This window comes from Micromonospora parva, from assembly GCF_040649675.1.
In the GTDB taxonomy this organism is placed as follows: Bacteria; Actinomycetota; Actinomycetes; order Mycobacteriales; family Micromonosporaceae; genus Micromonospora; species Micromonospora parva.
This window is the reverse complement of sequence record NZ_JBEZFX010000001.1, coordinates 932,511-959,053: the sequence shown is the minus strand read 5'-3', so window position 1 is coordinate 959,053 and position 26,543 is coordinate 932,511. Positions and strand designations below refer to the sequence as shown.

The 26,543-nt window shown below is 71.2% G+C and carries 25 protein-coding genes; 11 read left to right on the top strand and 14 right to left on the bottom strand.

Annotated features, from left to right (window positions below; translation table 11 throughout):
• Positions 1 to 197 precede the first annotated feature (197 nt).
• Together AB0C03_RS04265 and AB0C03_RS04260 are read left to right on the top strand one after the other, a co-directional pair.
• A complete protein-coding gene (locus AB0C03_RS04265) occupies positions 198 to 734 on the top strand; it encodes a hypothetical protein (protein ID WP_030337206.1) in 537 nt (178 codons plus the stop codon).
• Between the two features lie 131 nt (positions 735 to 865).
• Positions 866 to 1,408, top strand: coding sequence for a hypothetical protein (locus AB0C03_RS04260; protein WP_210860092.1), 543 nt, complete (start codon positions 866 to 868; stop codon positions 1,406 to 1,408).
• Between the two features lie 101 nt (positions 1,409 to 1,509).
• Here the strand turns inward: AB0C03_RS04260 and AB0C03_RS04255 are convergent, their stop codons facing one another.
• The 6 genes from AB0C03_RS04255 to AB0C03_RS04230 are packed head-to-tail and all read right to left on the bottom strand — an operon-like array spanning position 1,510 to position 6,509.
• Positions 1,510 to 2,253: a copper homeostasis protein CutC gene (locus AB0C03_RS04255; protein ID WP_357634092.1), complete on the bottom strand. Its 744-nt coding sequence runs from the start codon at positions 2,251 to 2,253 to the stop codon at positions 1,510 to 1,512.
• Entirely contained in the window at positions 2,250 to 3,269 is a 1,020-nt protein-coding gene (locus tag AB0C03_RS04250; RefSeq protein WP_357634088.1) for an asparaginase, read from the bottom strand. The genes AB0C03_RS04255 and AB0C03_RS04250 overlap by 4 nt, the downstream gene beginning before the upstream one ends.
• On the bottom strand, positions 3,266 to 4,135 hold the full coding sequence (locus AB0C03_RS04245; RefSeq protein ID WP_051708836.1) for an amino acid ABC transporter permease: 870 nt from the start codon (positions 4,133 to 4,135) through the stop codon (positions 3,266 to 3,268). Before AB0C03_RS04245 ends, AB0C03_RS04250 begins: the two co-directional genes overlap by 4 nt.
• Positions 4,132 to 4,776 (bottom strand): amino acid ABC transporter permease, encoded by a 645-nt coding sequence (locus AB0C03_RS04240; RefSeq protein WP_030337216.1) that lies wholly within the window; start codon positions 4,774 to 4,776, stop codon positions 4,132 to 4,134. The genes AB0C03_RS04245 and AB0C03_RS04240 overlap by 4 nt, the downstream gene beginning before the upstream one ends.
• Positions 4,777 to 4,792: 16 nt before the next feature.
• Positions 4,793 to 5,761 (bottom strand): glutamate ABC transporter substrate-binding protein, encoded by a 969-nt coding sequence (locus AB0C03_RS04235; protein WP_030337218.1) that lies wholly within the window; start codon positions 5,759 to 5,761, stop codon positions 4,793 to 4,795.
• Positions 5,762 to 5,780: 19 nt separating this feature from the next.
• A complete protein-coding gene (locus tag AB0C03_RS04230) occupies positions 5,781 to 6,509 on the bottom strand; it encodes an amino acid ABC transporter ATP-binding protein (RefSeq protein ID WP_030337219.1) in 729 nt (242 codons plus the stop codon).
• A gap of 163 nt (positions 6,510 to 6,672) precedes the next feature.
• On the opposite strand from AB0C03_RS04230, the gene AB0C03_RS04225 reads away from it, so the two are divergent.
• Entirely contained in the window at positions 6,673 to 7,878 is a 1,206-nt protein-coding gene (locus tag AB0C03_RS04225; protein ID WP_210858355.1) for an ROK family transcriptional regulator, read from the top strand.
• A 125-nt stretch (positions 7,879 to 8,003) separates the two neighbouring features.
• Positions 8,004 to 8,819, top strand: a complete 816-nt coding sequence (locus AB0C03_RS04220) for a DUF3152 domain-containing protein (protein ID WP_156057945.1) — start codon at positions 8,004 to 8,006, stop codon at positions 8,817 to 8,819.
• A 134-nt stretch (positions 8,820 to 8,953) separates the two neighbouring features.
• Here the strand turns inward: AB0C03_RS04220 and AB0C03_RS04215 are convergent, their stop codons facing one another.
• Together AB0C03_RS04215 and ilvD are read right to left on the bottom strand one after the other, a co-directional pair.
• Complete coding sequence (locus AB0C03_RS04215) at positions 8,954 to 9,787, bottom strand: SCO4651 family lipoprotein (RefSeq protein ID WP_030337225.1); 834 nt, start codon at positions 9,785 to 9,787, stop codon at positions 8,954 to 8,956.
• Positions 9,788 to 10,073: 286 nt separating this feature from the next.
• Complete coding sequence (gene ilvD / locus AB0C03_RS04210; RefSeq protein ID WP_030337227.1) at positions 10,074 to 11,921, bottom strand: dihydroxy-acid dehydratase; 1,848 nt, start codon at positions 11,919 to 11,921, stop codon at positions 10,074 to 10,076.
• Positions 11,922 to 12,050: 129 nt separating this feature from the next.
• On the opposite strand from ilvD, the gene AB0C03_RS04205 reads away from it, so the two are divergent.
• The 5 genes from AB0C03_RS04205 to serA all read left to right on the top strand — a co-directional run bounded on the left by AB0C03_RS04205 (position 12,051) and on the right by serA (position 20,098).
• Positions 12,051 to 14,405, top strand: a complete 2,355-nt coding sequence (locus tag AB0C03_RS04205) for a putative bifunctional diguanylate cyclase/phosphodiesterase (protein WP_030337228.1) — start codon at positions 12,051 to 12,053, stop codon at positions 14,403 to 14,405.
• A 188-nt stretch (positions 14,406 to 14,593) separates the two neighbouring features.
• Positions 14,594 to 16,474 carry an acetolactate synthase large subunit gene (locus AB0C03_RS04200; protein WP_030337230.1) on the top strand — a complete coding sequence of 627 codons (1,881 nt, stop codon included), beginning with the start codon at positions 14,594 to 14,596 and terminating at the stop codon, positions 16,472 to 16,474.
• 2 nt (positions 16,475 to 16,476) lie between these two features.
• Complete coding sequence (ilvN, locus tag AB0C03_RS04195) at positions 16,477 to 16,992, top strand: acetolactate synthase small subunit (protein ID WP_030337232.1); 516 nt, start codon at positions 16,477 to 16,479, stop codon at positions 16,990 to 16,992.
• Between the two features lie 94 nt (positions 16,993 to 17,086).
• Positions 17,087 to 18,100 carry a ketol-acid reductoisomerase gene (ilvC, locus tag AB0C03_RS04190; protein ID WP_030337234.1) on the top strand — a complete coding sequence of 338 codons (1,014 nt, stop codon included), beginning with the start codon at positions 17,087 to 17,089 and terminating at the stop codon, positions 18,098 to 18,100.
• 399 nt (positions 18,101 to 18,499) lie between these two features.
• Positions 18,500 to 20,098: a phosphoglycerate dehydrogenase gene (gene serA / locus AB0C03_RS04185; RefSeq protein WP_030337236.1), complete on the top strand. Its 1,599-nt coding sequence runs from the start codon at positions 18,500 to 18,502 to the stop codon at positions 20,096 to 20,098.
• Positions 20,099 to 20,174: 76 nt separating this feature from the next.
• Here the strand turns inward: serA and AB0C03_RS04180 are convergent, their stop codons facing one another.
• On the bottom strand, positions 20,175 to 20,531 hold the full coding sequence (locus AB0C03_RS04180; RefSeq protein WP_030337238.1) for a hypothetical protein: 357 nt from the start codon (positions 20,529 to 20,531) through the stop codon (positions 20,175 to 20,177).
• A 309-nt stretch (positions 20,532 to 20,840) separates the two neighbouring features.
• Positions 20,841 to 21,683 (bottom strand): FAD:protein FMN transferase, encoded by an 843-nt coding sequence (locus AB0C03_RS04175; RefSeq protein ID WP_030337239.1) that lies wholly within the window; start codon positions 21,681 to 21,683, stop codon positions 20,841 to 20,843.
• A gap of 228 nt (positions 21,684 to 21,911) precedes the next feature.
• Here AB0C03_RS04175 and AB0C03_RS04170 point away from each other — a divergent pair, with 228 nt between their 5' ends.
• Entirely contained in the window at positions 21,912 to 22,943 is a 1,032-nt protein-coding gene (locus AB0C03_RS04170) for a 3-isopropylmalate dehydrogenase (RefSeq protein ID WP_030337240.1), read from the top strand.
• A gap of 163 nt (positions 22,944 to 23,106) precedes the next feature.
• The gene (locus tag AB0C03_RS04165; protein ID WP_030337242.1) at positions 23,107 to 24,204 is read left to right on the top strand and encodes a branched-chain amino acid aminotransferase; all 1,098 of its coding nucleotides are present in this window, start codon (positions 23,107 to 23,109) and stop codon (positions 24,202 to 24,204) included.
• A gap of 46 nt (positions 24,205 to 24,250) precedes the next feature.
• Here AB0C03_RS04165 and AB0C03_RS04160 read toward each other — a convergent pair whose 3' ends face one another.
• From AB0C03_RS04160 to AB0C03_RS04145, 4 genes are all read right to left on the bottom strand, one after another.
• Complete coding sequence (locus tag AB0C03_RS04160) at positions 24,251 to 25,045, bottom strand: tyrosine-protein phosphatase (RefSeq protein ID WP_051708838.1); 795 nt, start codon at positions 25,043 to 25,045, stop codon at positions 24,251 to 24,253.
• 55 nt (positions 25,046 to 25,100) lie between these two features.
• Positions 25,101 to 25,559, bottom strand: a complete 459-nt coding sequence (locus AB0C03_RS04155) for a hypothetical protein (RefSeq protein WP_030337245.1) — start codon at positions 25,557 to 25,559, stop codon at positions 25,101 to 25,103.
• An 84-nt stretch (positions 25,560 to 25,643) separates the two neighbouring features.
• Positions 25,644 to 26,174 (bottom strand): alkylhydroperoxidase, AhpD family, encoded by a 531-nt coding sequence (gene ahpD / locus AB0C03_RS04150; RefSeq protein ID WP_030337247.1) that lies wholly within the window; start codon positions 26,172 to 26,174, stop codon positions 25,644 to 25,646.
• A 2-nt stretch (positions 26,175 to 26,176) separates the two neighbouring features.
• Positions 26,177 to 26,353: a thioredoxin domain-containing protein gene (locus AB0C03_RS04145; protein WP_156057951.1), complete on the bottom strand. Its 177-nt coding sequence runs from the start codon at positions 26,351 to 26,353 to the stop codon at positions 26,177 to 26,179.
• Between the last annotated feature and the right edge of the window lie 190 nt (positions 26,354 to 26,543).

Sequence of the window (26,543 nt, the reverse complement as noted above, 5' to 3'; positions counted from 1 at the left end):
CATCGGCACCGAGGCGGCGGCGCCCGACGACACGGCCGCGAGCTACACGGATAGAGGGCCGAGCGTGAGCGACTGCAACCCCGCCCTGTCATCGAGCACACCGGTCAGGACAGGATTACCGCGTCGTGGCCCGGCGGTGACAGCGCCGCTGTCAACGGCGAAGTCCGACGTCGAACCAGCGGTATCGCGGGGAGCCAATGATCACTGAACATGTCCGGGACGCGGCGGCGACGGCGTTCGTCTTCGCCTTTTTCGCCACCAGCTGGTTCGGTTGGGCGCAGGAGGCGCCCCCGAAGCGGTGGCGGCGGGTGCTCATCGCCGGGTCGGTTCTTTCCCTGCTCACGGCGGCCGCCGGTGCTCTGTTCGCCTGGCGTCACTGGTCGGACGGTACGGCATTCGACGCCGACACCAGCCCAACCTTCGGCATCGTCGTCGGCATCGAGTTCGGCGTCGCTGCGGTCGGTGCCGGGCTGCTCGCCCTGCTGCGGCGTAATGAGCTGGTCGCCCCATGGATCGCCCTCGTCGTGGGCGTGCACCTCTTCCCGGTTGCGGCGTTGATCGACTACCCGTTGATTCATCTGGTCGCCGCGCTCGTCACCGTGGTGGCGGTCGCGGCGGTGCCGGTGGCCCGGGCTCGCGCCGTGGCGGTGAGCGCGGTCGTCGGCCTCGGCACCGGTGGGGTGCTCCTGGTCGCCGCGGTGTCCTCGCTGCTCATCGCCCTGTTGGGCTACTGAGGCAGGTCGCCGTCCGCTCTGTGCCTGGCGCACTTTCCGGTCGGACGATGAACTGTCCCGCGAGGACATTGCTGTCGCCTTCCGGATAACAGGGCCCCTGTCGGCCGGGCGGGGCCGGTTCAATGGCGGGCATGCAGGGGATCAGCGGCACCGCGGCGGCGAAGGCACTCATCCTGGCGGCTGTCCCCGTCGGTGCCGTCGGCTTCTTCGTCACCGACAGGTGGGCGATCGGCGCGATCGTCGTGAACCTCGTTCTGCTCGGCGCTGGCGGTGGTCTCTGGTGGAAGGACCGCTGGACGCGGCTGTGGTCACGCCTGTTCCCGATCGGCTACTTCCGCGGGCCCGAGGCCGAGGAGGATCCGGACGATGGCGGCACCGGCGACGACTTCGGGGACCCGGGGTCGACGGTCTTCGCGTCGCGTCGGGTTCGTCGGCATCAGCTGACGTTGTCGACGACGAGCCGGGTTCGCCGCTCCGTGCTGCGGCGTTCCCTCACCAGCGAGCAGGCCGGTCGTGCCAAGGACCTGACGATGGTGGCGAACACCCTGAGCCAGATCCAGGGCGGGCTCCAGTCGGCACAGCGAAAGGCCAGGCGGGAGCAGCTGTGGTGGCTGGTCGCAGGGCTGGCGGCGTCCATTCCGGTCGGCGTCGCCATCAACCTCGCCACCGGGTGACCGGTGTAGCCCGAATGACCGGCTCCACCACGGCGCGAGCGGTGGTCACGGAGGGACTTGAACGTCCCCCGGGACCACCGCTCGTCAGTAGCAGTAGGCGGTCAGGCGCGGGCTGCGGCGAGCACCTGGCCGACCAGCGCGCCGGAGGTGCCCGAGCGCTCGTACTCGGGCCGGTTCAGGCTGCCACCCATCAGTGGCGCCGGGTTGCGGTGCACGGCCGGGCTGTCCGAGCTGACCAGGGCCGCGAAGTGGTACTCGTCGGCGCCGGTCGCCTCGACGATCCGGGCGATGTTGCGTGGGGTGATGCCACCGCCCGGCATGACGATGATCCGGCCGGCGGCCCGGCGCACCAGGTCGGCGATGAGCGGGGCACCCTCCAGCACGCTGACTTCCTGGCCGGAAGTGAGCACCCGGTGGACGCCCAGCTCGATCAGCTGCTCCAGCGCCGCGTGCGGGTCGCGGGTCATGTCGAACGCCCGGTGGAAGGTGATGCTGGCGTCACCGGCGGCGGCGATCAGCCGGCGGGTGGTCGGCACGTCGACGTCACCCTCGGCGGTCAGCGCGCCGATCACGATGCCGTGCGCGCCGGCCGCCACCGCGGCCCGGACGTCCCGCTCCATCGCCTCGATCTCGAACGGCGAGTAGATGAAGTCGCCGGCCCGGGGGCGGACGATCACGTGTACCCGGATCCGGTTGACGGCGCGCAGTGTCGTCTCGATGGTGCCCAGGCTGGGGGTCAGCCCGCCGTCGAAGAGCGCGGAGCACAGCTCCACCCGGTCGGCGCCGGCCTCCTCAGCGGCGACCGCCCCCTCGACGCTGTCGATGCAGATCTCGAATGTGCTCATGATTCTTCCTTTTCCGTGCGTGGCGGTGCCGCTTCGGTCCGAGACGGTGCGGTGGTCCAGTCGATGACGGCCGTGACGGCGCCGACCGGTGCGCCGCCGCCGAGCACCGGCACCTGGCGCAGCGCGTCGGCCCCGCCCACCGGTACGCCAACGGCGTCGAGGGCGGCGAGGGCGATCGCGGTGGTGGCGCGGGGTGATCCGTCGACCACCTTCACCGCGACGGCGTGACCGTCCGGTGCGGCCACCCCGAGCACACCCTCGGCTCCGCCCTTGGCGAGGACGCCGGGCAGCGCCCGCATCAGGTCGGTGTTGGGGTGGCCGTGCCAGCCGCCGACGTACTCCGGGTGTTGGCGCATGGCCTGCGCGACCAGTGCCTCGTCACTGCCGGTGGGCGCGGTGACCAGGGCCTGGAAGGTGCGGGCCAGGCCGGTCAGCGGCAGCCCGAACAGCGGTGCGCCGCAGCCGTCGACAGCGTGGTGCGCGATCGGCGTGCCAGCGAGCCGGGCGACGGCGGCGGCGGTCTCCCGCTGGATCGGGTGGTCCGGGTCGAGGTAGTCGTGGGTGCTCCAGGACCGTGCGACGGCGGCGACGAGCATCGCGGCGTGCTTGCCGGAGCAGTTCATCCGGATCCGCTCGCGCTGCCCGCCGACGCGGATCAGCCGGTCCCGGGTTGGTTCGTCCTCCGGCCAGTCCTGCGGGCAGCCGAGCGCGTCCTCGGTCAGGCCGGCCCCGGCCAGCATCGCCCGGACCACCTCGACGTGCCGGTCGTCGCCGGTGTGGCTGCCGGCGGCGAGCGCCAGCGCCGGGCCGGTCAGCTCGTCGCCCGCCGCGACCCGGCAGGCCAGCGCCTGCACCGGCTTGAGGGTGGAGCGGGGGAGGACCGGCTCGTCGGGTACGCCGGCGGCGAGGGCGACTGTCCCGTCCGGGGCGAGCACGACGACGCTGCCGTAGTGCCGGCTCTCGACGAAGCCGTTGCGCACGACCCGGGCCAGTTCGGCGTAGCGGAAGATGGTCACCGGGGAGTGTTCCCTTCGAGAAGTGGCGGGGGCAGCTCAGCGGTCCGCCGTCCGCGTCGGCCGCCGAAGCGGCCGTTGCGGGCCTGGAGTACGCGGGCGAACTTCGACAGCGAGGCGTTGACCACGAGGTAGATCAGCGCCACCACCAGGAACGTCTGGATCAGCAAATGGGTGTACGAGGCGAGCACCTGCCCGCTGTAGAGCAGCTCGGTGTAGCTGACCACGAAGCCGAGCGAGGTGTCCTTGAGCAGCCCGACCAGCTGGCTGACCAGGGACGGGGCGAGCTGGAGCAACGCCTGTGGCAGGACGACCAGCGCCATCACCTGCCCGCGGCGTAGCCCGACCGCGAGGCCGGCCTCGGTCTGTCCCCGGTCCAGCGCCAGGATGCCGGACCGGAAGATCTCGGCGAACGCCGCCGAGTTGGATACCACCAGCGGCACCACGAGCTTCCAGAACAGCGGGAAGTTCAGGCCGTACTGCGGCAGCGCGAACAGCGTCACGTAGATCAGCAGCAGGGTGGGTACGGTCCGGAAGATCTCCACGTACGCCCCGGCCAGCCAGCGCAGCGGTCGGTGCGTCGACAGCCGGCCGAGCGCCAGGATCAGCCCGAGCGCGGCACTGAGCACCGCGGTCGCGGCGGCGGCGCGCAGCGTCGCCCACAGGCCGTTGAGCAGGTACCGCCAGATCGGCCAGGTGGTGAACGGCTCCCACCGGTCGGCGGCCAGTTCGCCGTGGCTGGCGAACTGGTAGACGGCCGCGGCCAGGGCACCGGCCAGCCCGACGGCGCCCAGCACGGTGGCGATCCGGATCCGCCGTTGGGCGCGGGGGCCGGGTTCGTCGAAGAGGATCTGTTGGGTCTTGTTCATCGGACGATCGCCAGCCTTCGTTCGAGCAGGCCGGTGACCTGACCGATGATCAGCGCCAGCAGCATGTAGGCGAGGCCGGCGCCGGTGAAGACGGCGATCGGTTGGGCCTCGACCAGGTTCACGTTGTTGGCCGCCTGGGTCAGCTCGACCACGCCGACGGCGGCGGCCAGCGAGGTGTTCATGAGCAGCGCGATGCAGATGTTGCCGATCGGCTGGATCACCGCCCGGAGTCCCTGCGGCAGGATGACGTGCCGCAGGGACTGGCCGAAGGTGAGCCCGATGGCACGGGCCGCCTCGGCCTGGCCCACACCGACGGTGTTGATCCCGGCGCGGATCGCCTCGGCCAGGTACGCCCCCTCGTACACCGCGATGACGATCGCGGCGGAGGTGAACAGCGGGAACGTGATGCCGATGGTCGGCAGCGCGAACACGAAGAGCACCAGCAGCGCCAGCAGCGGCAGGTTCTGGAACACCTCGACGTACGCGGTGCCGATGGCGCGCAGCAGCGGCACGGGGGCGATCCGCAGGGTGGCCACGACGATGCCCAGCAGCATCGCGCCGACGGTGGTCACGACGGTCAGTTCGACCGTCGTGACCAAGCCGTGGCCCAGCTGGCTCAGGTGGGCGGTGAGGGCTTCCATCGGTACGAGAGACTGCTCAGGAGCCGTCGACGGAACCGAGGGCCGGCGGGGTGGGTGCCCCGCCCTCGACCACCGAGCCGAGGGTGCCCTCCCAGACCTTCGCCCACGTGCCGTCGGCCTGGATCTTCTTCAGCCAGTTGTTGACGAACTCCTTGAACTGCGTGTCCTCCCGGTTGAGGCCGATGCCGTACGCCTCGGTGGTGAAGGGCTCGCCCACCACCTTCATCCCCGGGTTGGCCTTGGCACCCGATGCGAGCAGCGTGAAGTCCTGCACGTACGCGTCGCCGCGCTTCTGCAGCAGGGCCTGCAGCGCCTGCGGGTCGGTGCCGAAGGCGATCTGCTTCGAGCCGGGCGCGGCCGACGGCAGCGCGGTGACGGCGGGGGTGTTCGCCCCGACGATCACGGTCTTGCCGGCGAGGTCCTTGACGCTCTTGATGGAGGTGTCGTCCTTGCGAACCCCGACGGCGAGGCCGGAGGTGAGGTACGGCCCGGCGAAGGCGACCTGGGTGGCCCGTTGCGGGGTGATCGTGTACGTCTGGAAGACGGCGTCGACCGACTTGGCCTGAAGCATGGCCTCGCGGGTCTGGGTGCCGATGGTCGTCGTCTTCACCTCGGGCTTGCCGATGATGTACTTCGCCAGCAGCTTCGCCATGTCGGCGTCGAAGCCCTCGATGGTGCCGCTGACCGGGTTCTGCTGGGCGAGCAGCGGCGCGTCCAGGGAACCGCCGATGTTCAGGTAGCCGCGCTTGCGGATCGCGTCCATGGTCGAGCCGGCCGGGATGTCCGCGTCGCTGGCGACCGGAGCGGCGTCGTACACCGACTGGGCGACCACGCCGTCGCCACCGAGGCCGGCGTCGCCGGGCAGCTTCGGGGCGCTGCTGTCGCCGTCACCGCCGCAGCCGGTGGCGACGAGGGCCACCGCCACGGCGGTCGCGGTGAGGGCGAGCGAGCGCCGCCGGGTGAAGCTCTTCTTGAGGATTGACATGACACCCTCCCGTTGGGGGCTAGTGCTGGAGGATCTTGGAAAGGAAGTCGCGGGCCCGCTCGGTGCGCGGAGCTGCGAAGAATTCGTCGGGGGCGCCGGATTCGACGATGCGGCCGTCGTCCATGAAGACGACCCGGTCGGCGGCGCGACGGGCGAAGCCCATCTCGTGGGTGACCACGATCATGGTCATCCCCTCCTTGGCGAGGGAGACCATCACGTCGAGCACCTCGTTGACCATCTCCGGGTCCAGGGCCGAGGTCGGCTCGTCGAAGAGCAGCACCTTCGGTTGCATGGCCAGCGCCCGGGCGATCGCGGCCCGCTGCTGCTGCCCACCGGAGAGTTGGGCCGGGTGGTGGTTCGCCTTGTCGGCGATCCCGACGCGTTCCAGCAGGGCCATGGCCTGCTGCCGCGCCTCGGGACGGGCGATCCTGCGGACCCGGGTGGGGCCGAGGGTGACGTTGTCCAGCACCGTCTTGTGCCCGAAGAGGTTGAAGGACTGGAAGACCATGCCGACGTCGGCGCGCAACCGGGCCAGCGCCCGACCCTCGGCCGGCAGCGGTTCACCGTCGATCTCGATGCTGCCCTGCCCGGCCGTCTCCAGCCGGTTGAGGCAGCGGCACAGGGTCGACTTGCCGGAGCCGGACGGCCCCACCACGACGACCACCTCGCCGGCGGCCACCGTGAGGTCGATGTCCTTGAGCACGTGCAGCGGGCCGAACCACTTGTGCAGGCCGCGTACCGACACCATCGGTCGGTCCGCACCCGTCGTCCCCGGTGCCACCAGACGGCCCCACTTTCTTCGACTACCGAATCAAGTCGGCTTCATATCGAACCAACAGCGCCATCTAAAGGTAGCCAGGAAACTAAGTCAACCAGTTGCTTGAACAAACTGTGGATGCTAAGAACCTGACGTGACGATTGACGACGCGCCACGCGAAGCCCTCCGGGGCGGCCCTCGGGAGCTGCTGCGCTGGGTGGCCACCGGAGCGGCAGTCAGTCGTGCCGACCTGTCCCGGCTCTCCGGGCTGTCTCCGTCGACGGTCTCCCAGCGGGTCGAGGCATTGATCAACCAGGGGTTGCTGGAGGAGACCGGCGCCGGGCGGTCCCGAGGCGGACGCCGGCCGCGCCAGCTCGCCGTGCCCACCGGCGGCGCCGTGGTCGGCGCCATCGACCTCGGCGCGCACCACGCGCGCGTCGGCACGCTGGACCTCTCCGGGCGGGTGGTCCAGGCACGCACCCTGCCGGTCCGCATCGAGGAGGGCCCGGAGCAGGTGCTCGGTTCGCTGCTGGCCGAGGTCGCGGCGCTGGCCGCCACGCCCGGTGACCCGACGTCCGCCGGTCCCGTGTCGTCAGCCTCGACGGCGGACGGCGACCCGGGCGCGCTGCGAGGTCTCGGCATCGGCATTCCCGGCCCGGTGCAGCACGCCACCGGCCGGATCGTCAGCCCGTCCCGGATGCCCGGCTGGAACGGCTTCGACGTCGCCGCGTTCTGCGCCGGCCGGGTCGACGTGCCGATCATCGTGGACAACGACGCCAATCTGATGGCGCTCGGCGCGCACCGCACCGCACACTCCGAACTGGACCATGCCGTCTACATCAAGGCCGGCACCGGGATCGGCTCCGGTGTCATCTCCAGTGGACGGCTGCACCGGGGCGCGCAGGGGTCGGCCGGCGACATCAGCCACTGCCGGGTGGTGGCCGATCCCGCGCCGCTGTGCAGCTGCGGCAACGCCGGTTGCCTGGAGGCCGTGGCCAGCGGCGCGGCCCTGGTCACCGCGCTACGCGAGCAGGGCGTGACGGTCTCCGACCTGACCGGTGTGATCCGCCTGATCGACGACGGCGACCGGCACGCGACAGCGCTCGCCCGGCAGGCCGGCCGGGCCATCGGCGAGATCCTGGCCGTCGTGGTCAACTTCTTCAACCCGCAGGTGGTCGCCATCGGCGGCCGACTCGCCGACTGCGAACCGCTGCTGGCCAGCATGCGGGCCACCCTCTACGAGCGGTGCCTGCCGTTGGCCACCCAGACCCTGCTCATCGAGCGGGTCGCCACCAGCCAGGACGTCGGCATCACCGGTGCCGCCCACCTGGTGATCGACCACGTCGTGGCGGCCAACTGACCTCGCTCGTCCGCCACCGCACCGCGGGCTGTCGACGCCGATCGTCCTGACGTTTTCCTTACTCCTGGTCACCTAGCCTTCCAGCGTTCCTCACCTGACCGTGATCGACTCTGGAGGTTCTCACCGTGCGGATCAGCGGACGGATGCTCGTACCGATCTCGTTGGCGATGGTGCTGGCGACCGCCGCGTGTGGCCTGTCGGCGCGGGCTTCCGGGCAGGCCGAAGTCCCACGTTCCGGCCCGGCTGCCGGCAGCGCGGAGCAGAGTCCCGTCTCCAGCCCGACCCCGGAGATCCCAACCGACGAGGAGATTCCCACCAGAGCCGCCGGCACCTTCACCAGGGCCGCCGGCACCGGTCGCGTGATCGGCAGCGGCAAGAAGCGGGTGCGCTACAGCGTCTCGGTGGAGAAGGGCATCGCCTGGGGTGACATCCCCGCCTGGAAACCGGACCGGTTCGCCGAGAGCATCGAGCAGGTGTTGGCGGCACCGAACGGGTGGGCCACCTCGGCGCAGCACCCGGTCACCAACAAAGCCGTGAACCTGAGCCGGGCGTCGTGGTCCTTCCAGCGGGTCGGCACCTCGAAGGCCGACGTCGACGTGCGGCTCGCGACACCCCGGACGGTGGACCGACTCTGCGGCGCCAGCGGCGTCGACACCGAGGGGGTCTACTCCTGCAAGTACGGCAAGACGATCATGATCAATCTGCGGCGCTGGCTCCAGGGTTCGCCGGGGTACCCGGTCACCATCGAGGAGTACCACGCGGGCGTGATCAATCACGAGTTCGGCCACTTCCTGGGCTTCGCCCACATGAAGTGCGGCGCTCTGGGCGAGCCGGGCCCGGTCATGATGACCCAGACCATCGACCTGGGCGGGTGCCTGCCCAACGTCAGTCCGTTCGTCGGCGACGGCCGGTTCGTCAGCGGACCGTGGGCGCCGTCCTGACCTGGTGATTCCTGACTGACCCCAGCCATGATCGACACGGGATCCTTGAACACGCGGTATCCGCGTCCACGCGTTACCCCGATATCACTGATCCCGTGTCGGTCATGCCAGTCAGGCAGTGCTCCAAGATCCGATCAGGTCGTGGTCAGGTCCTGCAGACCCTTGAGCATCTCGGCGAAGTCGGCGGTCTCCGCTGGCGGCGGCGACTCGATGGTCACCGCCTTGTCGTAGTCGGTGTAGTCGATCACCATGTCGCCCATCGCGCCCATCGCCAGGCCGGCCCGGCGCGGCCGGTACTGCTCGTCGACCCACAGGTCGATCTTCAGTTCCTTGACGCCCTGCGCGGCCAGCGCCTGCTCGGTGACGTCCCGACGCGCGGCGTCGATCTGGGCGAGGTAGGTCGCCACCGGAGTGGTGACGGTGTAGTGCACAGTTGGCACCCCGCTCACCGTCTCCTGCCCCACGACCGTCGTGCCCTCGATGGCGAGCAGCGTCTTGACCTGCTTGACCGGGTCGGCGTTCTCGAACTGCTTGGTGAAGCCCGTGCCCGTCAGCTCGCCCAGACCCGACAGGTCCATCTTCATCCAGCGCTTCCCACCCGTACGCGCGCGGCCCTCCTCCGGAATCTCGGTGAAGACCACGGCACCGATCATCCGGACGGTGGTCGTGGTTCCCTTCGCGTCGGTCATTGTCATGTCGGCCTTGAGCGGGTCACCCAGGTCCAGGACACCCCGCATCGAGATCTTCTCGCCGCCCATCGTGCCCGTCATCGTCACGGTCACCGAGTCGGTCTTGTTGGTGGTGTCGACGGCCTTCTGCAGGGACCCCTTGAGATCACTGGCCAGCAGTTGCAGGACGGTTGGCTGCTTCGGCGCTTCGGACTCGCCGGACGTCACGCCGCAGGCGGAGATCGCGAACGCGCTGAGCGCCGAGACCGCCACCAGCGTGGGCTTCTTCCAAACTGACACGTAGCGACCTTCCCCCGTAGGAATCTGGGGTGATCCCCAGTAGACCGTCGACACGCTAGCCCACCCCGTCTATTCGAGGCACCGCCTTTGTCGACCGACCACCGTCGCCGCGGTGGTGGACGAGGCCGACCTGCCGTCGCTGTGGCTGGACCGGCAGTGGCGACTGCCGGAGGCGGTTGGCCGCACCGACGCGTGCACCGCCACGACGACGGCGTACGCCTCCTCGACGATGTTCCCGACCCGCGCGACGCCCCGATGGACTGAGGGTTGTCGGGCTGGCGGTCGGTTACTCCGGGACGCGACGGTAGGCGCCGTCGCTGGCCGAGGTGGCCATCGAGGCGTACGCGCGCAGCGCCGCCGACACCGGGCGCTGCCGGTCGGTCGGCGTGTACGGCCTGTCGCGCTTCTCCTCGGCCACCCGGCGTGCCTCCAACTCGTCCTCCGGCACGTTGAGGGAGATCGACCGGCTCGGGATGTCGATGACGATCTCGTCGCCGTCGCGGACCAGGGCGATCATCCCGCCGGAGGCCGCCTCGGGGGAGACGTGCCCGATGGAGAGCCCGGAGGTGCCACCGGAGAAACGGCCGTCGGTGAGCAGCGCGCAGGAGCGACCCAGGCCGCGTCCCTTGAGGAACGAGGTGGGGTAGAGCATCTCCTGCATGCCGGGGCCACCCTTGGGCCCCTCGTACCGGATCACCACCACGTCCCCGGCGACCACCTGCTTGGCGAGGATCGCTGTCACCGCGTCGTCCTGCGACTCGTAGACCTTCGCCGGGCCCCGGAAGGTCAGGCAGTCGTCCGGCACGCCGGCCGTCTTCACCACGCTGCCCTCGGGCGCCAGGTTGCCGTGCAGGATGGCCAGCCCGCCGTCGGCGGAGTACGCGTGCTCGCGGTCCCGGATGCAGCCGCCGGCCGCGTCGGTGTCCAGCGACGACCAGCGGTTGGTGGTGGAGAACGGCTCGACGGTACGCACCCCGCCGGGGGCGGCGTGGAACAGCTCGACAGCGGTCGGGGTGGGGGAGCCGCCGCGCACGTCCCAGTCGGTCAGCCACTGCGCCAGCGAGGGGGAGTGCACGGCGTGCACGTCCCGGTTGAGCTGCCCGGCCCGGTCGAGTTCGCCGAGGATCGCCGGGATGCCGCCGGCCCGGTGCACGTCCTCCATGTGGTACTGCGGGGAGTTGGGCGCGACCTTGGCCAGGCACGGCACCCGTCGGGAGATCGCGTCGATGTCGGCGACGCCGAAGTCCAGCTCCGCCTCGCGGGCGGCGGCGAGCAGGTGCAGCACCGTGTTGGTGGAGCCGCCCATCGCCACGTCCAGGGCGACCGCGTTCTCGAAGGCGGCCTTGGAGGCGACAGTGCGCGGCAGCACCGACTCGTCGTCGCCGTCGTACCACCGCTTGGCGATCTCCACGACGGTCCGGCCGGCCTCGACGAAGAGTGACCGGCGGGCGGCGTGGGTGGCCAGCGTGGAACCGTTCCCGGGCAGCGCGAGCCCGATCGCCTCGGTGAGGCAGTTCATCGAGTTGGCGGTGAACATGCCGGAGCAGGAGCCGCAGGTCGGGCAGGCGGAACGTTCGATCTCGCCGAGCTGCTCGTCGGTGACCGCCTCGTTCGAGGAGGCGATCATCGCGTCGATCAGGTCGATCTTGCTGTGCACGACGCCCTCGATCGCCATCGTCTTGCCGGCCTCCATCGGGCCACCGGAGACGAAGACGGTGGGGATGTTGAGCCGCAACGCGGCCAGCAGCATCCCGGGGGTGATCTTGTCGCAGTTGGAGATGCAGACCAGGGCGTCCGCGCAGTGCGCGTTGACCATGTACTCGACCGCGTCGGCGATCAGCTCGCGGCTGGGCAGCGAGTAGAGCATGCCGCCGTGGCCCATCGCGATGCCGTCGTCGACAGCGATGGTGTTGAACTCCCGGCCCACCCCGCCGGCCTCGGCGACCGCGTCGGCGACCAGGCCCCCCATGTCCTTGAGGTGTACGTGACCAGGCACGAACTGGGTGAAACTGTTGGCGATGGCGACGATCGGCTTGCCGAAATCGTCGTCGGTCATCCCGGTGGCCCGCCAGAGGGCCCGGGCGCCGGCCATCGTCCGACCGTGTGTGGAAGTCCTCGACCGCAGCTCAGGCATGCATACCAGCATGACACCGCCGGCGCGCGGCCCCACCCGGGTATCTGCCGTGTCCCAACAGATGCACACTCAGCCCCCCACGACGTGCGCCCATCCGGCACTCTTGGAGGCGTGCATTTTCCACCGGGCATGGCCGCTGTCGCGGCGCTCAGCGGGCTCGTCGCCGCGGTGGCCGTCGTGCTGCTGACCGTCGTCGCCCGGCGGCGGACGGGGCCGCGTCGACCGGCGCACGTGCTGCTCGCGGCAGCCGCCGGCGGTGCCCTGATCAGCCTCCTGGCCGGGGTGGTCGCCGCGCTCAGCGCGAACGACCACTGGGCCCACGAGCAGGGGCAGCGCACGGGTTGGGCGACGCTGGTGGCGATCGGCACGGCGGTGAGCGGGCTGGCCTTCGCCGCCGGTCTGCTCCGACTGCCCGGGGTGGCCGCCACCGCGGCGGGAACGGCCCGGCTCGCCCTGGACGGGTTGGTCATTGCGGCGGCGCTGTGGTTCGTCGGTTGGGTGCTCTTCTCCGAGCCCACCCGGTTGCTCGGTGCCGCCACCCCGATGGCCTGCCCGGCGATCCTGGTGGCCACGGTGAGCGCGGCGCTCGGCGCCGGCCTCGCCGTGATCGTCGTCTTCCGGGCCGCCGCCCCACGGCGACGGCTCGCCGCGCTGTGCGCCGGCATCACCGCGGTGAGCTGCGGCGGGCTGGGGCTCAGCGCCGGGCTCTGCCAGGCCGGGCCGACCATGGCGCTGACCGGCGCGTCGCTGCTCGCCGCCGGCCTGCTGACCGTCGCGCTCGCCCTGTACCGGGCGGACCGGCCGGGGCAGGTCGACCTGGACCTGGTCGGTCGCGACGGCGAGTACGCCATCGCCCCGATGCTGGCGATGGCCGCCTCGGCGATGTACCACCTCGCCCAGGACGGCCGGTTCACCGCGGCCGGCATCGTGGCCGGCAGCGTCGAGGGTTTCGCCCTGGTGGCGCGGCAGTACCTCACCCTTCGCGACGTCCGGGGGTACGCGGGCCGCCTGGCCGAGCGGGAGGCGCACTTCCGGGAGTTGGCGCACACCGATCCGCTGACGTCGTTGGCCAACCGGCGCGGGCTGCTGCGGGCGCTGCACCACAACGCCGCGGACCGCAACCCGTGCGTGCTGCTCGGCCTCGACCTGGACGGCTTCAAGAACGTCAACGACATGCGGGGCCACGACGTGGGCGACGCCGTGCTGGCCGAGGTGGGCCGGCGGCTGCGCGGCAACCTGCGCCCCGGTGACGTGGCCGCCCGGCTGGGTGGCGACGAGTTCGCCGTGCTCATGCAGGGCCGGTCGGTCGAGGCGGACCGGGTCGCCGAGCGGCTCCTCGGGGTGCTCAACCGGCCGTACGACCAGCCGGAGGGGCCGGTCTTCCTGTCGGTGAGCATCGGGGTGGCCGACTGGGCCGACGAGCCGGACGTGGAGTTGCTGCTGCGGCACGCCGACCTGGCGTTGCGCTACGCCAAGCAGCGGGGCAAGAACCGGATCGAGCGGTACGACGCCGCGTACGACAAGCTGCTGCGCCGGCGGACGACGGTGGAGCACGAGCTGCGCGGGGCCATCGAGCGCGACGAGCTGCGGTTGGCCTTCCAGCCGGTGGCGTCGCTGCCGTCGGTGCGGCCGGTCGGCGCCGAGGCGTTGCTCCGCTGGCACCACAGTGAGCTGGGCAACGTCCGTCCGGACGAGTTCATCCCGCTCGCCGAGGAGTGCGGCATGATCGCTCCGCTCGGCGCCTGGGTGCTGCACCAGGCCTGCTACCAGCTCTCCCGGTGGCTGGCGGACGGGCACGACGTCTGGGTGTCGGTCAACGTCTCTCCCCGCGAGCTGCACGCCCCGGAGTACGTGGTCCAGGTCGCCGAGGCGTTGCGCGCCCACCACGTGCCGCCGCAGCGGCTGGTGCTGGAGGTCACCGAGCACGCGGTCGCCACCGACCTGGACGAGCTGATCCGGCGGCTGACCGCGCTGCGGTTGACCGGTGTCCGGATCGCGCTGGACGACTTCGGGGCCGGCTACTCGTCGCTGGGGCAGCTACGGCGGCTGCCGATCGACATCCTCAAGATCGACCACAGTCTGGTCGCCGAGCACGAACCGGTCCGCCCGGTCGACCAGGACGGCCCGGCCTTCGCCCCGATGGTCGACATCGTCATGCGACTGGGCCATCAGCTGGGGCTGGAGGTGATCGCCGAGGGGGTGACCACCCCGACCGAGCTGGCCGCCGTGGTGGCCGCCGGCTGTCGGTTCGGCCAGGGCGCGCTCTTCGGTTGGGGGGTGCCGGCCGAGCACCTGGAGGCGATGCTGGAGGCGGCCACGTCCCCGGGTGCGCGTCCCACCGCGGTGCCGGCGCCACGTCCCGCTCCGGGCGGGTCCGGGCAGCTCAACCCGTCTGCCGATGGCGCGTCGCCGGGCGACGCGCCGACCTCCGTTAACCAACATGTGGGATCAGTTGACTCATCGCGTGAGATGCGTCAGGCTTAGCCGCATGTCGTCGTACCGGTCGCTGCGAGTACTTACCTGAGCGCACTCTCCCTCACCGAGAGTGCGCTGGCCCCGTGCATCTGCACGAGGGCCGTTTTTATTGCCATCGGAACCTGGCGAAGCGGGCCGCGCCCGCGTCGCATCGCTTGACTAGCCACCAGCCACTCCAGCCGAAGGCCAGAACCGCCATGACGAGACCCACGCCCGAGACCCTCGCCCACACCGCCCGCCGGGCCCGCGCGGCCGCCGACCCGACCCTCGACGTCGACCAGGCCGGCACGCGCACGGCCACCCCGGCCACCCCGGCGGTACGGCCCGCCGCCGCGACCCAGGTTTCCGGGGCCGGCTCGCTCGTGCGGTCCCTTGAGGCGCTCGACGTCGACGTCGTCTTCGGCATTCCGGGCGGCGCGATCCTGCCGGCGTACGACCCGCTCTACGACTCGACGGTCCGGCACATCCTGGTGCGGCACGAGCAGGGCGCGGGGCACGCGGCGACCGGTTACGCGCAGGCCACCGGCAAGGTCGGCGTCTGCATCGCCACCTCCGGCCCGGGTGCGACGAACCTGGTCACCCCGATCGCCGACGCGTACATGGACTCGGTGGCGATGGTCGCGATCACCGGTCAGGTGGCCCGCCCGTCGATCGGCACCGACGCCTTCCAGGAGGCGGACATCCAGGGCATCACCCTGCCGATCACCAAGCACAACTTCCTCGTGCAGAACGCCGAGGAGATCCCCCGGGTGCTGGCCGAGGCGTTCCACCTGGCCAGCAGCGGGCGACCCGGCCCGGTCCTGGTCGACATCCCCAAGGACGTGCTCCAGGCGCCGACCACCTTCTCCTGGCCGCCCACGCTGGACCTGCCCGGCTACCGGCCGACCCTGCACCCGCACGGCAAGCAGATCCGGGAGGCGGCGCGGCTGATGGCTGGCGCCCGACGGCCGGTGCTCTATGTCGGCGGCGGCGTGCTCAAGGCCGGTGCCACCGACGGGCTGCGTCGGCTGGCCGAGCTGACCGGCATCCCGGTCGTCACCACGTTGATGGCGCTCGGGGCGTTCCCCGACTCGCATCAGCAGCACCTGGGGATGCCCGGCATGCACGGCACCGTCGCCGCGGTCTACGGCCTGCAGAAGGCGGATCTGATCGTCGCGCTGGGCGCGCGTTTCGACGATCGCGTCACCGGCAAGCTGGACTCGTTCGCCCCGGACGCGGCTGTGGTCCACGCGGACATCGACCCGGCGGAGATCGGCAAGAACCGGCACGTGGACGTGCCGATCGTCGGCGACGCCAAGCACGTCATCGACGAGTTGATCGTCGCGGTCAGCGCCGAGCGGTCGGGGGGGCGTACCGCCGACCTCGGTGACTGGTGGACGCAGCTGAACGACCTGCGCGACCGTTACCCGCTGGGCTACGACGAGCCGTCCGACGGCACGCTGTCCCCGCAGTACGTGATCAAGCGACTGGGCGAGATCGTCGGCCCGGACGCGATCTTCGTGGCCGGGGTGGGTCAGCACCAGATGTGGGCGTCGCAGTTCATCTCGTACGAGAAGCCGCACACCTGGTTGAACTCCGGCGGTCTCGGCACGATGGGTTATGCGGTGCCGGCGGCGATGGGCGCCAAGGTCGGCAAGCCGGACACGGTGGTCTGGGCGGTGGACGGTGACGGCTGCTTCCAGATGACCAACCAGGAGTTGGCCACCTGCGCGCTGGAGGGCATCCCGGTCAAGATCGCCGTGATCAACAACGGCAATCTGGGGATGGTCCGGCAGTGGCAGACGCTCTTCTACAACGAGCGTTACTCCAACACCGAGCTCGGCACCCACAAGCACCGCATCCCCGACTTCGTCAAGCTCGCCGAGGCGCTGGGCTGCGTCGGGCTGCGCTGCGAGAACGCCGCTGACGTGGACAAGACCATCGCCGCCGCCATGGAGATCAACGACGCGCCCGTGGTGATCGACTTTGTGGTCGGCAAGGACGCGATGGTCTGGCCGATGGTCGCCGCCGGCACCAGCAATGACGAGATCATGTTCGCCCGCGGCGTCCGCCCGGTCTTCGACGAGGATGACATCTGATCATGACTATGCATACGCTTTCGGTGCTGGTGGAGAACAAGCCCGGCGTGCTCGCCCGGGTCTCCGGCCTGTTCTCCCGGCGGGGGTTCAACATCGACAGTCTCGCCGTCGGCGAGACCGAGAACCCGGACGTCTCCCGGATCACCATCGTGGTCAACGCGGAGTCGTCCCCGCTGGAGCAGGTCACCAAGCAGCTGAACAAGCTGGTCAACGTGCTCAAGATCGTTGAGCTGGATCCGCAGGTCTCGGTTGCCCGGGAGTTGCTGCTGGTAAAGGTTCGCGCCGACCGGGCCGCGCGCTCGCAGGTGCTGGAGACCGTCAACCTGTTCCGGGCCCGGGTGGTCGACGTCGCACCGGACACGCTGACCATCGAGGCCACCGGCACCCCGGACAAGCTCGACGCGCTCCTGCGCGACCTCGAGTCCTTCGGCATCAAGGAAATGGTCCAGTCCGGGCTGGTGGCCATCGGGCGCGGCTCGCGTTCGATCACCGCCGGTCCCGCGCTGCGGGCCGCCTGACCCGCCGCCGGTCGGCCCCGGCGGGCCGCCCCGGAAATTCATCCGCACAGACCACGACGGGCCGCCCCGGCCGTCGTACGAAAGGGAAGTTCTCATGAGCGTTGAGGTGTACTACGACGACGATGCCGACCTCGGCCTGATCCAGGCCAAGAAGGTCGCGGTCATCGGTTACGGCAGCCAGGGCCACGCCCACGCGCTCTCGCTGCGTGACTCCGGCGTCGACGTGGTGATCGGTCTGCCGGAGGGCTCGAAGAGCCGTCCCAAGGCTGAGGAGCAGGGCCTGCGGGTCGTCACGCCGGCTCAGGCCGCCGCCGAGGCCGACGTGATCATGGTGCTCGCACCGGACACCGCCCAGCGCGGGATCTACGCGGAGTCGATCGCCCCGCACCTCACCCCCGGCAAGGCGATCTTCTTCGGCCACGGCTTCAACATCCGGTACGGCCTGATCAAGCCGCCGGCCGAGGTGGACGTGGCGATGGTCGCGCCCAAGGGCCCCGGCCACCTGGTCCGCCGCCAGTACAGCGACGGCAAGGGCGTGCCCTGTCTCGTCGCCGTCGAGCAGGACGCCAGCGGCAACGCGCTCGCGCTCGCCCTCGCGTACGCCAAGGGGATCGGCGGCACCCGGGCCGGCGCGATCAAGACCACCTTCACCGAGGAGACCGAGACCGACCTCTTCGGCGAGCAGGCGGTGCTCTGCGGCGGTGCCTCGGCGCTGGTGCAGACCGGCTTCGAGGTGCTCACCGAGGCCGGCTACGCCCCGGAGGTCGCCTACTTCGAGTGCCTGCACGAGCTGAAGCTGATCGTCGACCTCATGTACGAGGGCGGCATCGCGAAGATGCGCTACAGCATCTCCGACACCGCCGAGTACGGCGACCTGTCGCGTGGCTCGCGCATCATCGACTCCCGGGTCAAGGACGAGATGCGCAAGATCCTGGGTGAGATCCAGTCCGGCGAGTTCGCCCGCGAGTGGGTCGCCGAGGACGAGGCCGGCCGGCCCAACTTCACCAAGTGGCAGGCCGAGGGTGCGGCGCACCCGATCGAGGAGACCGGCAAGAAGCTGCGCGGCATGATGAGCTGGGTCGACCGCCCGATCACCGAGACCGCCTGACCGTCCGGCCCGGCCGGACGACGATCCACCGGCAGCCCCTGGGCTGGCGCTCTCCCCAGCGCCGCCCCGGGGCTGCTCGGCATGCTGCCGCCCGTCGATGCGTCGGGCGGCGGTGTTCGTGGGCCACCGCTCGCCCACGGTGACCGGGTGACCGACACCACCGGGGTCCGACGCGGCCTGGGCGACCGTGTCGACGCGGTGAACGGCCGATGTCCGTCGCCCGACCGGGCGTGTGAGGGCACTCACCCCGAAGACCGGAACACGCCGACCAGCGAGGCCCCTACGATCGCCTGTAGGTGCAGCAGCCGGCACCTGACGGCCACGGCACGGATCAGCGCAGGGCGCAGTGCGGCGCCCGGCCGCCCGGGCCGATCGCAAACACGACCTCTACGAGGACCGATGAATCCTGTCGTACTGATCGCCGAAGAACTCGCCCCCGCCGCCATCGAGGTGCTCGCCCACGACTTCGACGTCCGTCACGTCGACGGCACCGACCGTCCGGCCCTGCTCTCGGCGCTCTCCGAGGCCGACGCCGTCATCGTGCGCAGCGCGACCCAGATCGACGCCGAGGCCATCGCCGCGGCGCCGCGCCTCAAGGTGGTCGCCCGCGCGGGCGTCGGTCTGGACAACGTCGAGGTGCCGGCCGCCACCGCCCGGGGCGTCATGGTCGTCAACGCGCCCACCTCGAACATCGTCTCCGCCGCCGAGCAGGCCGTCGCGCTGCTGCTCGCCGTGGCGCGTAACACCGCGAGCGCCAGCGCCGCGCTCAAGGCGGGGGAGTGGAAGCGGTCCAAGTACACGGGCGTCGAGGTGCAGGGCAAGACCGTCGGCGTGGTCGGGCTCGGCCGCATCGGCGTGCTCTTCGCCCAGCGCATCGCCGCGTTCGGCACCCGGCTGATCGCGTACGACCCGTACATCCAGCCGGCCCGCGCGGCGCAGCTCGGCGTCCGCCTGGTGGGGCTGGAGGAGCTGCTGCGGGAGAGCGACTTCATCTCCATCCACCTGCCGAAGACGCCGGAGACGGTGGGCCTGATCGGTGAGAAGGAGCTGGCGATCGTCAAGCCCGGCGTCCGCATCGTCAACGCCGCCCGTGGTGGGCTGGTCGACGAGCAGGCGCTCGCGGACGCGATCGCCGAGGGTCGGGTCGCCGGCGCCGGTGTCGACGTGTACAGCAAGGAGCCGTGCACCTCGTCGCCGCTGTTCGCCTTCGACAACGTGGTGGCCACCCCGCACCTGGGCGCCTCCACCCACGAGGCGCAGGACAAGGCCGGTCTCGCGGTGGCCAAGAGCGTGAAGCTGGCGTTGCAGGGCGAGTTCGTCCCGGACGCGGTCAACGTGCAGGCCGGCGGGGTGGTCGCCGAGGACGTTCGGCCGCTGCTGCCGCTGGCGGAGAAGCTCGGCCGGGCGTTCACCGCTGTCGCCGGCGGGGTCGCCGCCAGCGTCACTGTCGAGGTTCGCGGTGAGATCGTCAGCCACGAGGTGTCGGTGCTCAAGCTCGCCGCCACGAAGGGCCTGTTCAGCTCCGTGGTCGAGGAGCAGGTCACCTACGTCAACGCCCCGCACCTGGCCGCCGAGCGTGGCGTCGAGGTCACCCTGGCCACCCTGGCCGAGACGGCCGATCAGCCGACCCTGGTCACGGTGCGCGGCGCGCTGCCGGACGGCCGGACGGTGAGTGTCTCCGGCACCGTCACCCAGTCCGGCGCTCGCGACGTGCTGAAGCTGACCGAGGTGGACGGCTTCGACGTGGAGATCGGCGCGGAGGGCATCCTGCTCTTCCTGCGCTACGCCGACCGGCCCGGTGTGGTCGGCACCGTCGGTACCCTGCTCGGCGAGTCGGGCATCAACATCGCGGCCATGCAGGTGGCGCGTCGGGAGGCGGGCGGCGAGACGCTGATGACGCTCACCGTCGACCAGGCGCTCGGCGCCGACCTGCTCACCTCGGCCGCCGAGTCGATCGGTGCCACCGCGGCCAGCGCCGCCGACCTGCGCGACGAGTAACAGCCGACAAGCACTGTGGGGGGCCTGGCGATTCGCCGGGCCCCTCGTCATTTCCCGTCTACTGCCGCTGGTCGGGTCAGCCGGGCAGTCGTGCCGGGGGCGGGTAGACCGAGCCGTCCTGCGGGTCGAAGAGCATCAGCCCGTGTTCGCCGGCCAACCGCTCGATGTCCAGGAGCACCTGGTCCGCGCAGGTCGGGTGCAGGTTCAACTCGACGTGGTCGTGGGCCGCGTGCAGCGGCGCCACCGCCCAGGGGCTGTCCGGGCCGGGGTGACGGTCCGGATAGGACGCCGTGATCGCCCGGTAGAAGCTGACCACCCGTGGGTCGGGGTAGCGGTCCACGTGCCGTCCCTGTCGGCAACCGTCGACCGCTGTCCGCACGTCCTCGGGCGTCGCCCCGTCCTCCAGGGCCCACACGCTCAGATCGAAACTCACGGCGGACAGCGTGCCATCCGCCGTTCACCATGTCGAAATTGCCTCGCCGCCGGTCAACCACCGATTGTCGCAGTCTCCGGTGCCGACGGTCCGGTGTGGAGACTCTTGCGTCGAGTTGCGTCGATTCGCTAGCGTACGCACTGCGGTCACTGGCCGAGTTCGAGGCGCCGGCCCGTCTTCGGGTGGCGCGGTCGACGTCCGGCCCGACCGGTCCGCACCCCTCGGTTGTGCGAGCCACGCGCACTCGTCGCTGACCGGCCCCCATGGTCGTTGCCGAGACCGTGGGGGCCGATCGCGTGCCCGACCAGCTCAGCGACGGTGGGCGAAGAGCGCGCGATAGTCGGAGTTTCCCCGGAACCAGGCCAGGCCGGTGGGGCCGGCGGCGTAGAGCGCCGTGGCGTAGGCGTCGGCGACCGCCAGGTCGGGGCCCACGACGGTGGCGGCGGCGAGGTTCTCGGCCGGCTCGCCGGTGTGCGGGTCCACCACGTGCCCCTGCCGTCCGGTCACGCCGGAGGTGCCGATGGCGCCAGCGGTCATCTCCAGCACCAGCGGCGCGCGCTCGGGTGCGGTCGGGTGGTGCACGGCGACCCGCCAGGGCCCTCCGTGCGGCGCGCGGCCCCGGACGACGAGGTCGGCGCCGGCGAGGACGGCGTAGTCGTGGATGCCGGCGGCGCGCAGCCGCTCCGCGGCGCGTTCCACCGCCCAACCGCCGAGCAGGCCGCCCGGGTCGAAGCCGCCGGGCACCGCCCAGGCGTCGAACCACCCGTCGGTGGCGGCGCGCATCGCGGCGCAGCGGTCCACCAGGTCGGCCAGCGGCGGGTACGACTCGGGGCTGATCTCGCCCCGACGCAGCCGGGACACCAGGCTCTCCGGTCGGTTGGGGCCGTAGGTGAGGTCGATGGCGCGCAGTTCGGCGACGCTGTCCCGCAGCGCCTCGCCCACGCCCCGGCGGCCGAGCCACTCGGGCGCGTTGAGCAGCAGGGTGTACTCGGCGGTCGCGGTGCGGACGGTGTGCTGCACCGCGATCCGGCCCTCGGTGGCGCCGGCCGGGTCGATCCGGTGCCGGCGGCTGCCGAGTCGGAGGTCCGGCCGGCGGTGGCGGAACGCGGACGGGTCCGGCCAGCGGGTCCGTGGCTGTTCGTCGATGCGCATCGCATCTGCCCCCTCGCACGTGGTGCCGCATCATCGCGACCCCGTTGGTCAGCGGGCCCCCGCGACCCACTGAGCACTACCGTACGCAGCGGAGATGATCGCTCCATGAGTCTCAGCTGAGAGGGTGCTGTGCATTCCCGCGTCCCAAATCATGGACGCTGCGTACCGGGAGGCGGGACGGCGACGTACCGTTGCGCAGACGGAACCGTTGAGCAGAGGAGTGCGGTCGTGGCGCGGATCGCGGTGGTGGCCGGGGACGGCATCGGGCCTGAGGTGGTCGCGCAGGCCCGCAAGGTTCTCGACGCGGTGCTGCCCGACGTGCAGGCCACCGAGTACGACCTCGGTGCCGCCCGCTGGCACCGTACCGGTGAGGTGCTGCCCGACTCGGTGCTGGCCGAGTTGGCCGGGCACGACGCGATCCTGCTCGGCGCGGTCGGTGACCCGACGGTCCCGCCGGGGGTGCTGGAGCGGGGGCTGCTGCTCAAGCTCCGTTTCGCCTTCGACCAGTACGTCAACCTGCGCCCGTCCCGGCTCTGGCCCGGGGTCACCGGTCCGCTGGGCAACGTGAAGCCGGGCGAGGTCGACCTCGTGGTGGTGCGCGAGGGCACCGAGGGGCTCTACGCCGGTGCCGGTGGCTCCCTGCACCGGGACACTCCGGCCGAAATCGCCACCGAGGAGAGCCTGAACACCCGCCACGGCGTGGAACGGGTGATCCGCGACGCGTTCGCCCGCGCCGGCCGCCGGGAGCGGCGCAAGGTCACCCTCGTGCACAAGACCAACGTGCTCACCCACGCCGGGTCGCTCTGGGCGCGCACGTTCGACGCCGTCGCCGCCGAGCACCCGGATGTCGCCACCGAATACCAGCACGTCGACGCGGCGGCCATGTTCCTCGTCACCCAGCCGCAGCGCTACGACGTGGTGGTCACCGACAACCTCTTCGGCGACATCCTCACCGACATCGCCGCGGCCGTCACCGGCGGCATCGGGCTGGCTGCCAGCGGCTGCATCAACCCCGAGGGGGCGTACCCCTCGATGTTCGAGCCGGTGCACGGCTCGGCGCCGGACATCGCCGGTCAGGGCATCGCCGACCCGGTCGCCGCCGTGCTCTCCGCCGCGTTGCTGCTGGATCAGCTCGGGCACGCCGAGTCCGCCGCCCGGGTCAACGCGGCGGTCGCCGCCGAGCTGGCCAACCGGGTTCCGGGCGTACCGCTGCGTACCGAAGAGGTCGGCGACCGGCTCGCCGCCCACGCCGTAGCCTGACCGTCCCGGCCCGCCCGGCGACCGGCCCGGCGCCGGTCCGCCCGGTGCCGTCCGTCCGGCCCGACCGGCGCTACCCGCTGAACGACCGTTCGGGGTAGGTTTCTGGCACAACCATCTCGGTGTGCGGTCCCGCATGCCGTTGTTCCGCAGGGAGGTCAGCGCGATGAGCGGTGGTGACAAGCTCGACTTCGAGATCCGTCCGAATGCCGCGCCGGTATCCGCCGCCGATCGGGCCGCCCTCCTGGTCAACCCCGGGTTCGGCCGGGTCTTCACCGACCACATGGTCACCGTCCGCTACGCCGACGGCAAGGGCTGGTACGACGCCCGGGTGGAGGCGCGGGGCCCGATCCCGATGGACCCGGCCAGCGCGGTGCTGCACTACGCGCAGGAGATCTTCGAAGGGCTCAAGGCGTACCGCACGGCCGACGGTGGTGTGACGATGTTCCGGCCGGACGCCAACGCCGCCCGTTTCGCCACCTCCGCGCAGCGGATGGCGATGCCGGTGCTGCCGCCGGAGGTGTTCGTCGACTCGTTGCACAAGCTGATCGAGATCGACCGTGAGTGGATCCCCACCGGCGAGGACGGCAGCCTCTACCTGCGGCCGTTCATGTTCGCCAGCGAGGTCTTCCTCGGCGTCCGCCCGGCCAACGAGTACCTCTACATGGTGATCGCCTCACCGGTCGGTGCGTACTTCAGCGGTGGCGTGAAGCCGGTCACCGTCTGGGTCTCTCCGGACTACACCCGGGCCGCGCCCGGTGGCACCGGCGCGGCCAAGTGCGGCGGCAACTATGCCGCGTCGTTGGCGGCGCAGGCGGAGGCCATCGAGGCCGGCTGCGACCAGGTCGTCTTCCTGGACGCGGTGGAGCGCCGGTTCGTCGACGAACTGGGCGGCATGAACGTCTTCTTCGTCTACGACGACGGCACTGTGGTCACCCCACCGTTGACCGGCACGATCCTGCCGGGCATCACCCGCGACGCCGTCCTCGCGCTGGCCGGCGCGGCCGGGCACCGGGTCGAGGAGCGGCCGGTCAGCTTCGCCGACTGGCAGGCCGACGCCGCCAGCGGTCGCCTACGGGAGGTGTTCGCCTGCGGCACCGCCGCGGTCATCACCCCGATCGGTGGGGTCCGCTTCCCGGACGGTGAGTTCCTGATCGGTGGTGGCGAGCCCGGCCAGGTCACCATGGCCCTGCGCCAGCAGCTGGTCGACATCCAGCGGGGCACGGCGGCCGACCCGTACGGCTGGGTGCAGCGGGTCTTCTGACCTCCGTCGCTGTGGCCGGCCCGCCCACCCGGACGGGCCGGCGCAGTCAGCCGTGCCCGACGCCGCCCGGCGCGTCGTCGTCGGCCCAGGCCTGGGCGGGTTCGTCGAGCAGGTGGTCGCGCAGCGCGGCGAGCTGCTCGTCGGTCACCCCGGCGTGGCGCAGGTACGCCTCGACCGAGCCGTGCCCCTCGCGCAGCTCGTTGAGGAAGATCTGCATGGCCTCGGCGGGTGAGCTCAGGAACGGTGCCGGCACGTCAACACCGTCCGGGGTGACGGAGGCCAGCCAGGCGCTGTAGCGGGCCGACGCCGCGCTGCTCAACGCGTAGTCCGCGCTGATGTCCGCGTCGTCGACGCCGAGCACGGCCAGGGTCAACGCGCAGACGATCCCGGTGCGGTCCTTGCCGGCGACGCAGTGCACCACCACCGGGGCGTTGGCGGAGTCGGCGATCAACCCGACCGCCTCGGCCAGCCCGGCGGTGCCGGTCTGGGCCAGGTCGGCGTACCGGTCCGCGAGGTAGCGCGCCAGGCTCGCGCCCTCCTCGTGCGGCGTACCCGCCCAGTCGGCGTGCTCCGGGTGGATGTGCCGGTAGGTCAGACCCTGGTACGCCGGCACCCGACCGTCCCGCTCCACCTCGGTGGGGCGGCGCAGATCGATGACGGTGCGGATCCCGATCGCGGCGAACGCGTCCTGGTCCTGCTCGGTGAGGCGGTGCAGCGAGTCGGAGCGGTAGAGCCGGCCCCGGCGCACGGTCCGGTCGTCGTGGCCGACGTAGCCACCGACGTCGCGGAAGTTGAAGGTGGCGGGGAGCGAGAGCTGGGGGTCGTCCTCGGTGGTGTCCACTGTCACACGGTAACGGCCGGTGGGACATCGCCCCACCGGCCGTCGGGTCGGACAGTCACCGGGCCGTGCCGGGCGGCAGCGCGCCGTACGTCTCGTCGTAGTAGCCACCCAGCTGGTCCCGGTAGCTCGGGTCGCTGTGGCTGCTCTCGTCGTACTCCGGGGCGGCCTTGATCTGGTCCCGGGTCCGGTCGACGGAGACGGTGCGCTGGTCGTGGTCGACCTGGTTGACGGTGCCGGCCGGAAGCATCACCTTCTTGCCGAAGATCCACGGCCCGGTGTCCACTACCAGGTAGCTGCCGCCCACCTCGTGACTGGCGCTGTCGATTTTGCCGATTCCACCGTCGGTGGCCTCGACCTTGTAGCCGACCAGGTCGACGTCGGCCACGCCGGCCTGGTCGCGGTAGCGCCAGGGGTCGAACGTGCCGGCCGGCGCGCCGCCGGGCACCGTGCCCTGGTCACCCCCGCGTAGCGGGTCCGGCCCGGCGTGGGTGGCGTGCGGATCGATCCTGTCCATGCCGTTCACTCCTGACTGTCACCGAGCAACTCATGTCTCCGTCGGAGCTACCCGGCCGTCGGGGGCCGGAAACGGCGTACCAGCTCAGGCCAGCGCGGCTTGGGCGTCCAGGGTGACCGCAGCGGCGTGCACCACGGCGGCGATCCGCAGGGCCTCGTGCACCTGTTCCGGGGTGAAGCCCTTGTCGCGCAGCGTCTTCTCGTGCGAGCGCACGCACACGTCGCAGTCGTTGATGGTCGACACGGCGAGGCACCAGAGCTTGAAGTCGCCCTTGTCCACCCCCGGCCGCGCGACGATCTGCATCCGCAGTCGGGCCGGCATCGAGGTGTACCGCTCGTCGTCGAGGAGGTGCTTGGCCCGGTAGTAGATGTTGGTCATCGCCATGATCGCCGCGGCGCCCTTGGCGGCCTCGACCCCCTCCGGCCCGAGGTGTCCGAGCGCCTCGGCCGCGATCTCCCGCAGCACCACCGGGTTGCGGGCGGCCACCGCAGAGGCCAGCGCGGTGCCCCAGGTCTGCGTCGGGGTCAACGTCGACGCGCCGAGGGTGGAGCCCAGGTTGAGCCTGATGTCCGTGGCGTACGCCGGCAGGGCCGCGGTGAGCGCGTCCAGGCCCATGGTCACACCCCGGCGATCTCCGTCGGGCTGATGGAGGTCTCGTCCATCGGCCCGACGAAGACCAGACGCCACTTGCCCTCGTGGGACGCGTGGTTGATCGTCTTGGACGCGTTGGTGGCGCCCAGCGATACGCAGGCGGTGAGTCCGTGCTCAGGTAAGCGGTCACTGACGGTGAGCACGGGTCCTCCTTGCAACTGGCACGTGGCCAGTTCCAGATGCTTCCGCACCGCTGTTCCTGCCGGTGGGCGCCCTGGTGGCGTGTGAAGCCGATCACGGGCGATGGCTCGAGCTGAACGAACGCTCAGTAATCGTCTCGCCATGTGGATTGTTCCTCCCAAAACCATGGGCGGGGTGGCAGAGTAGCCATCG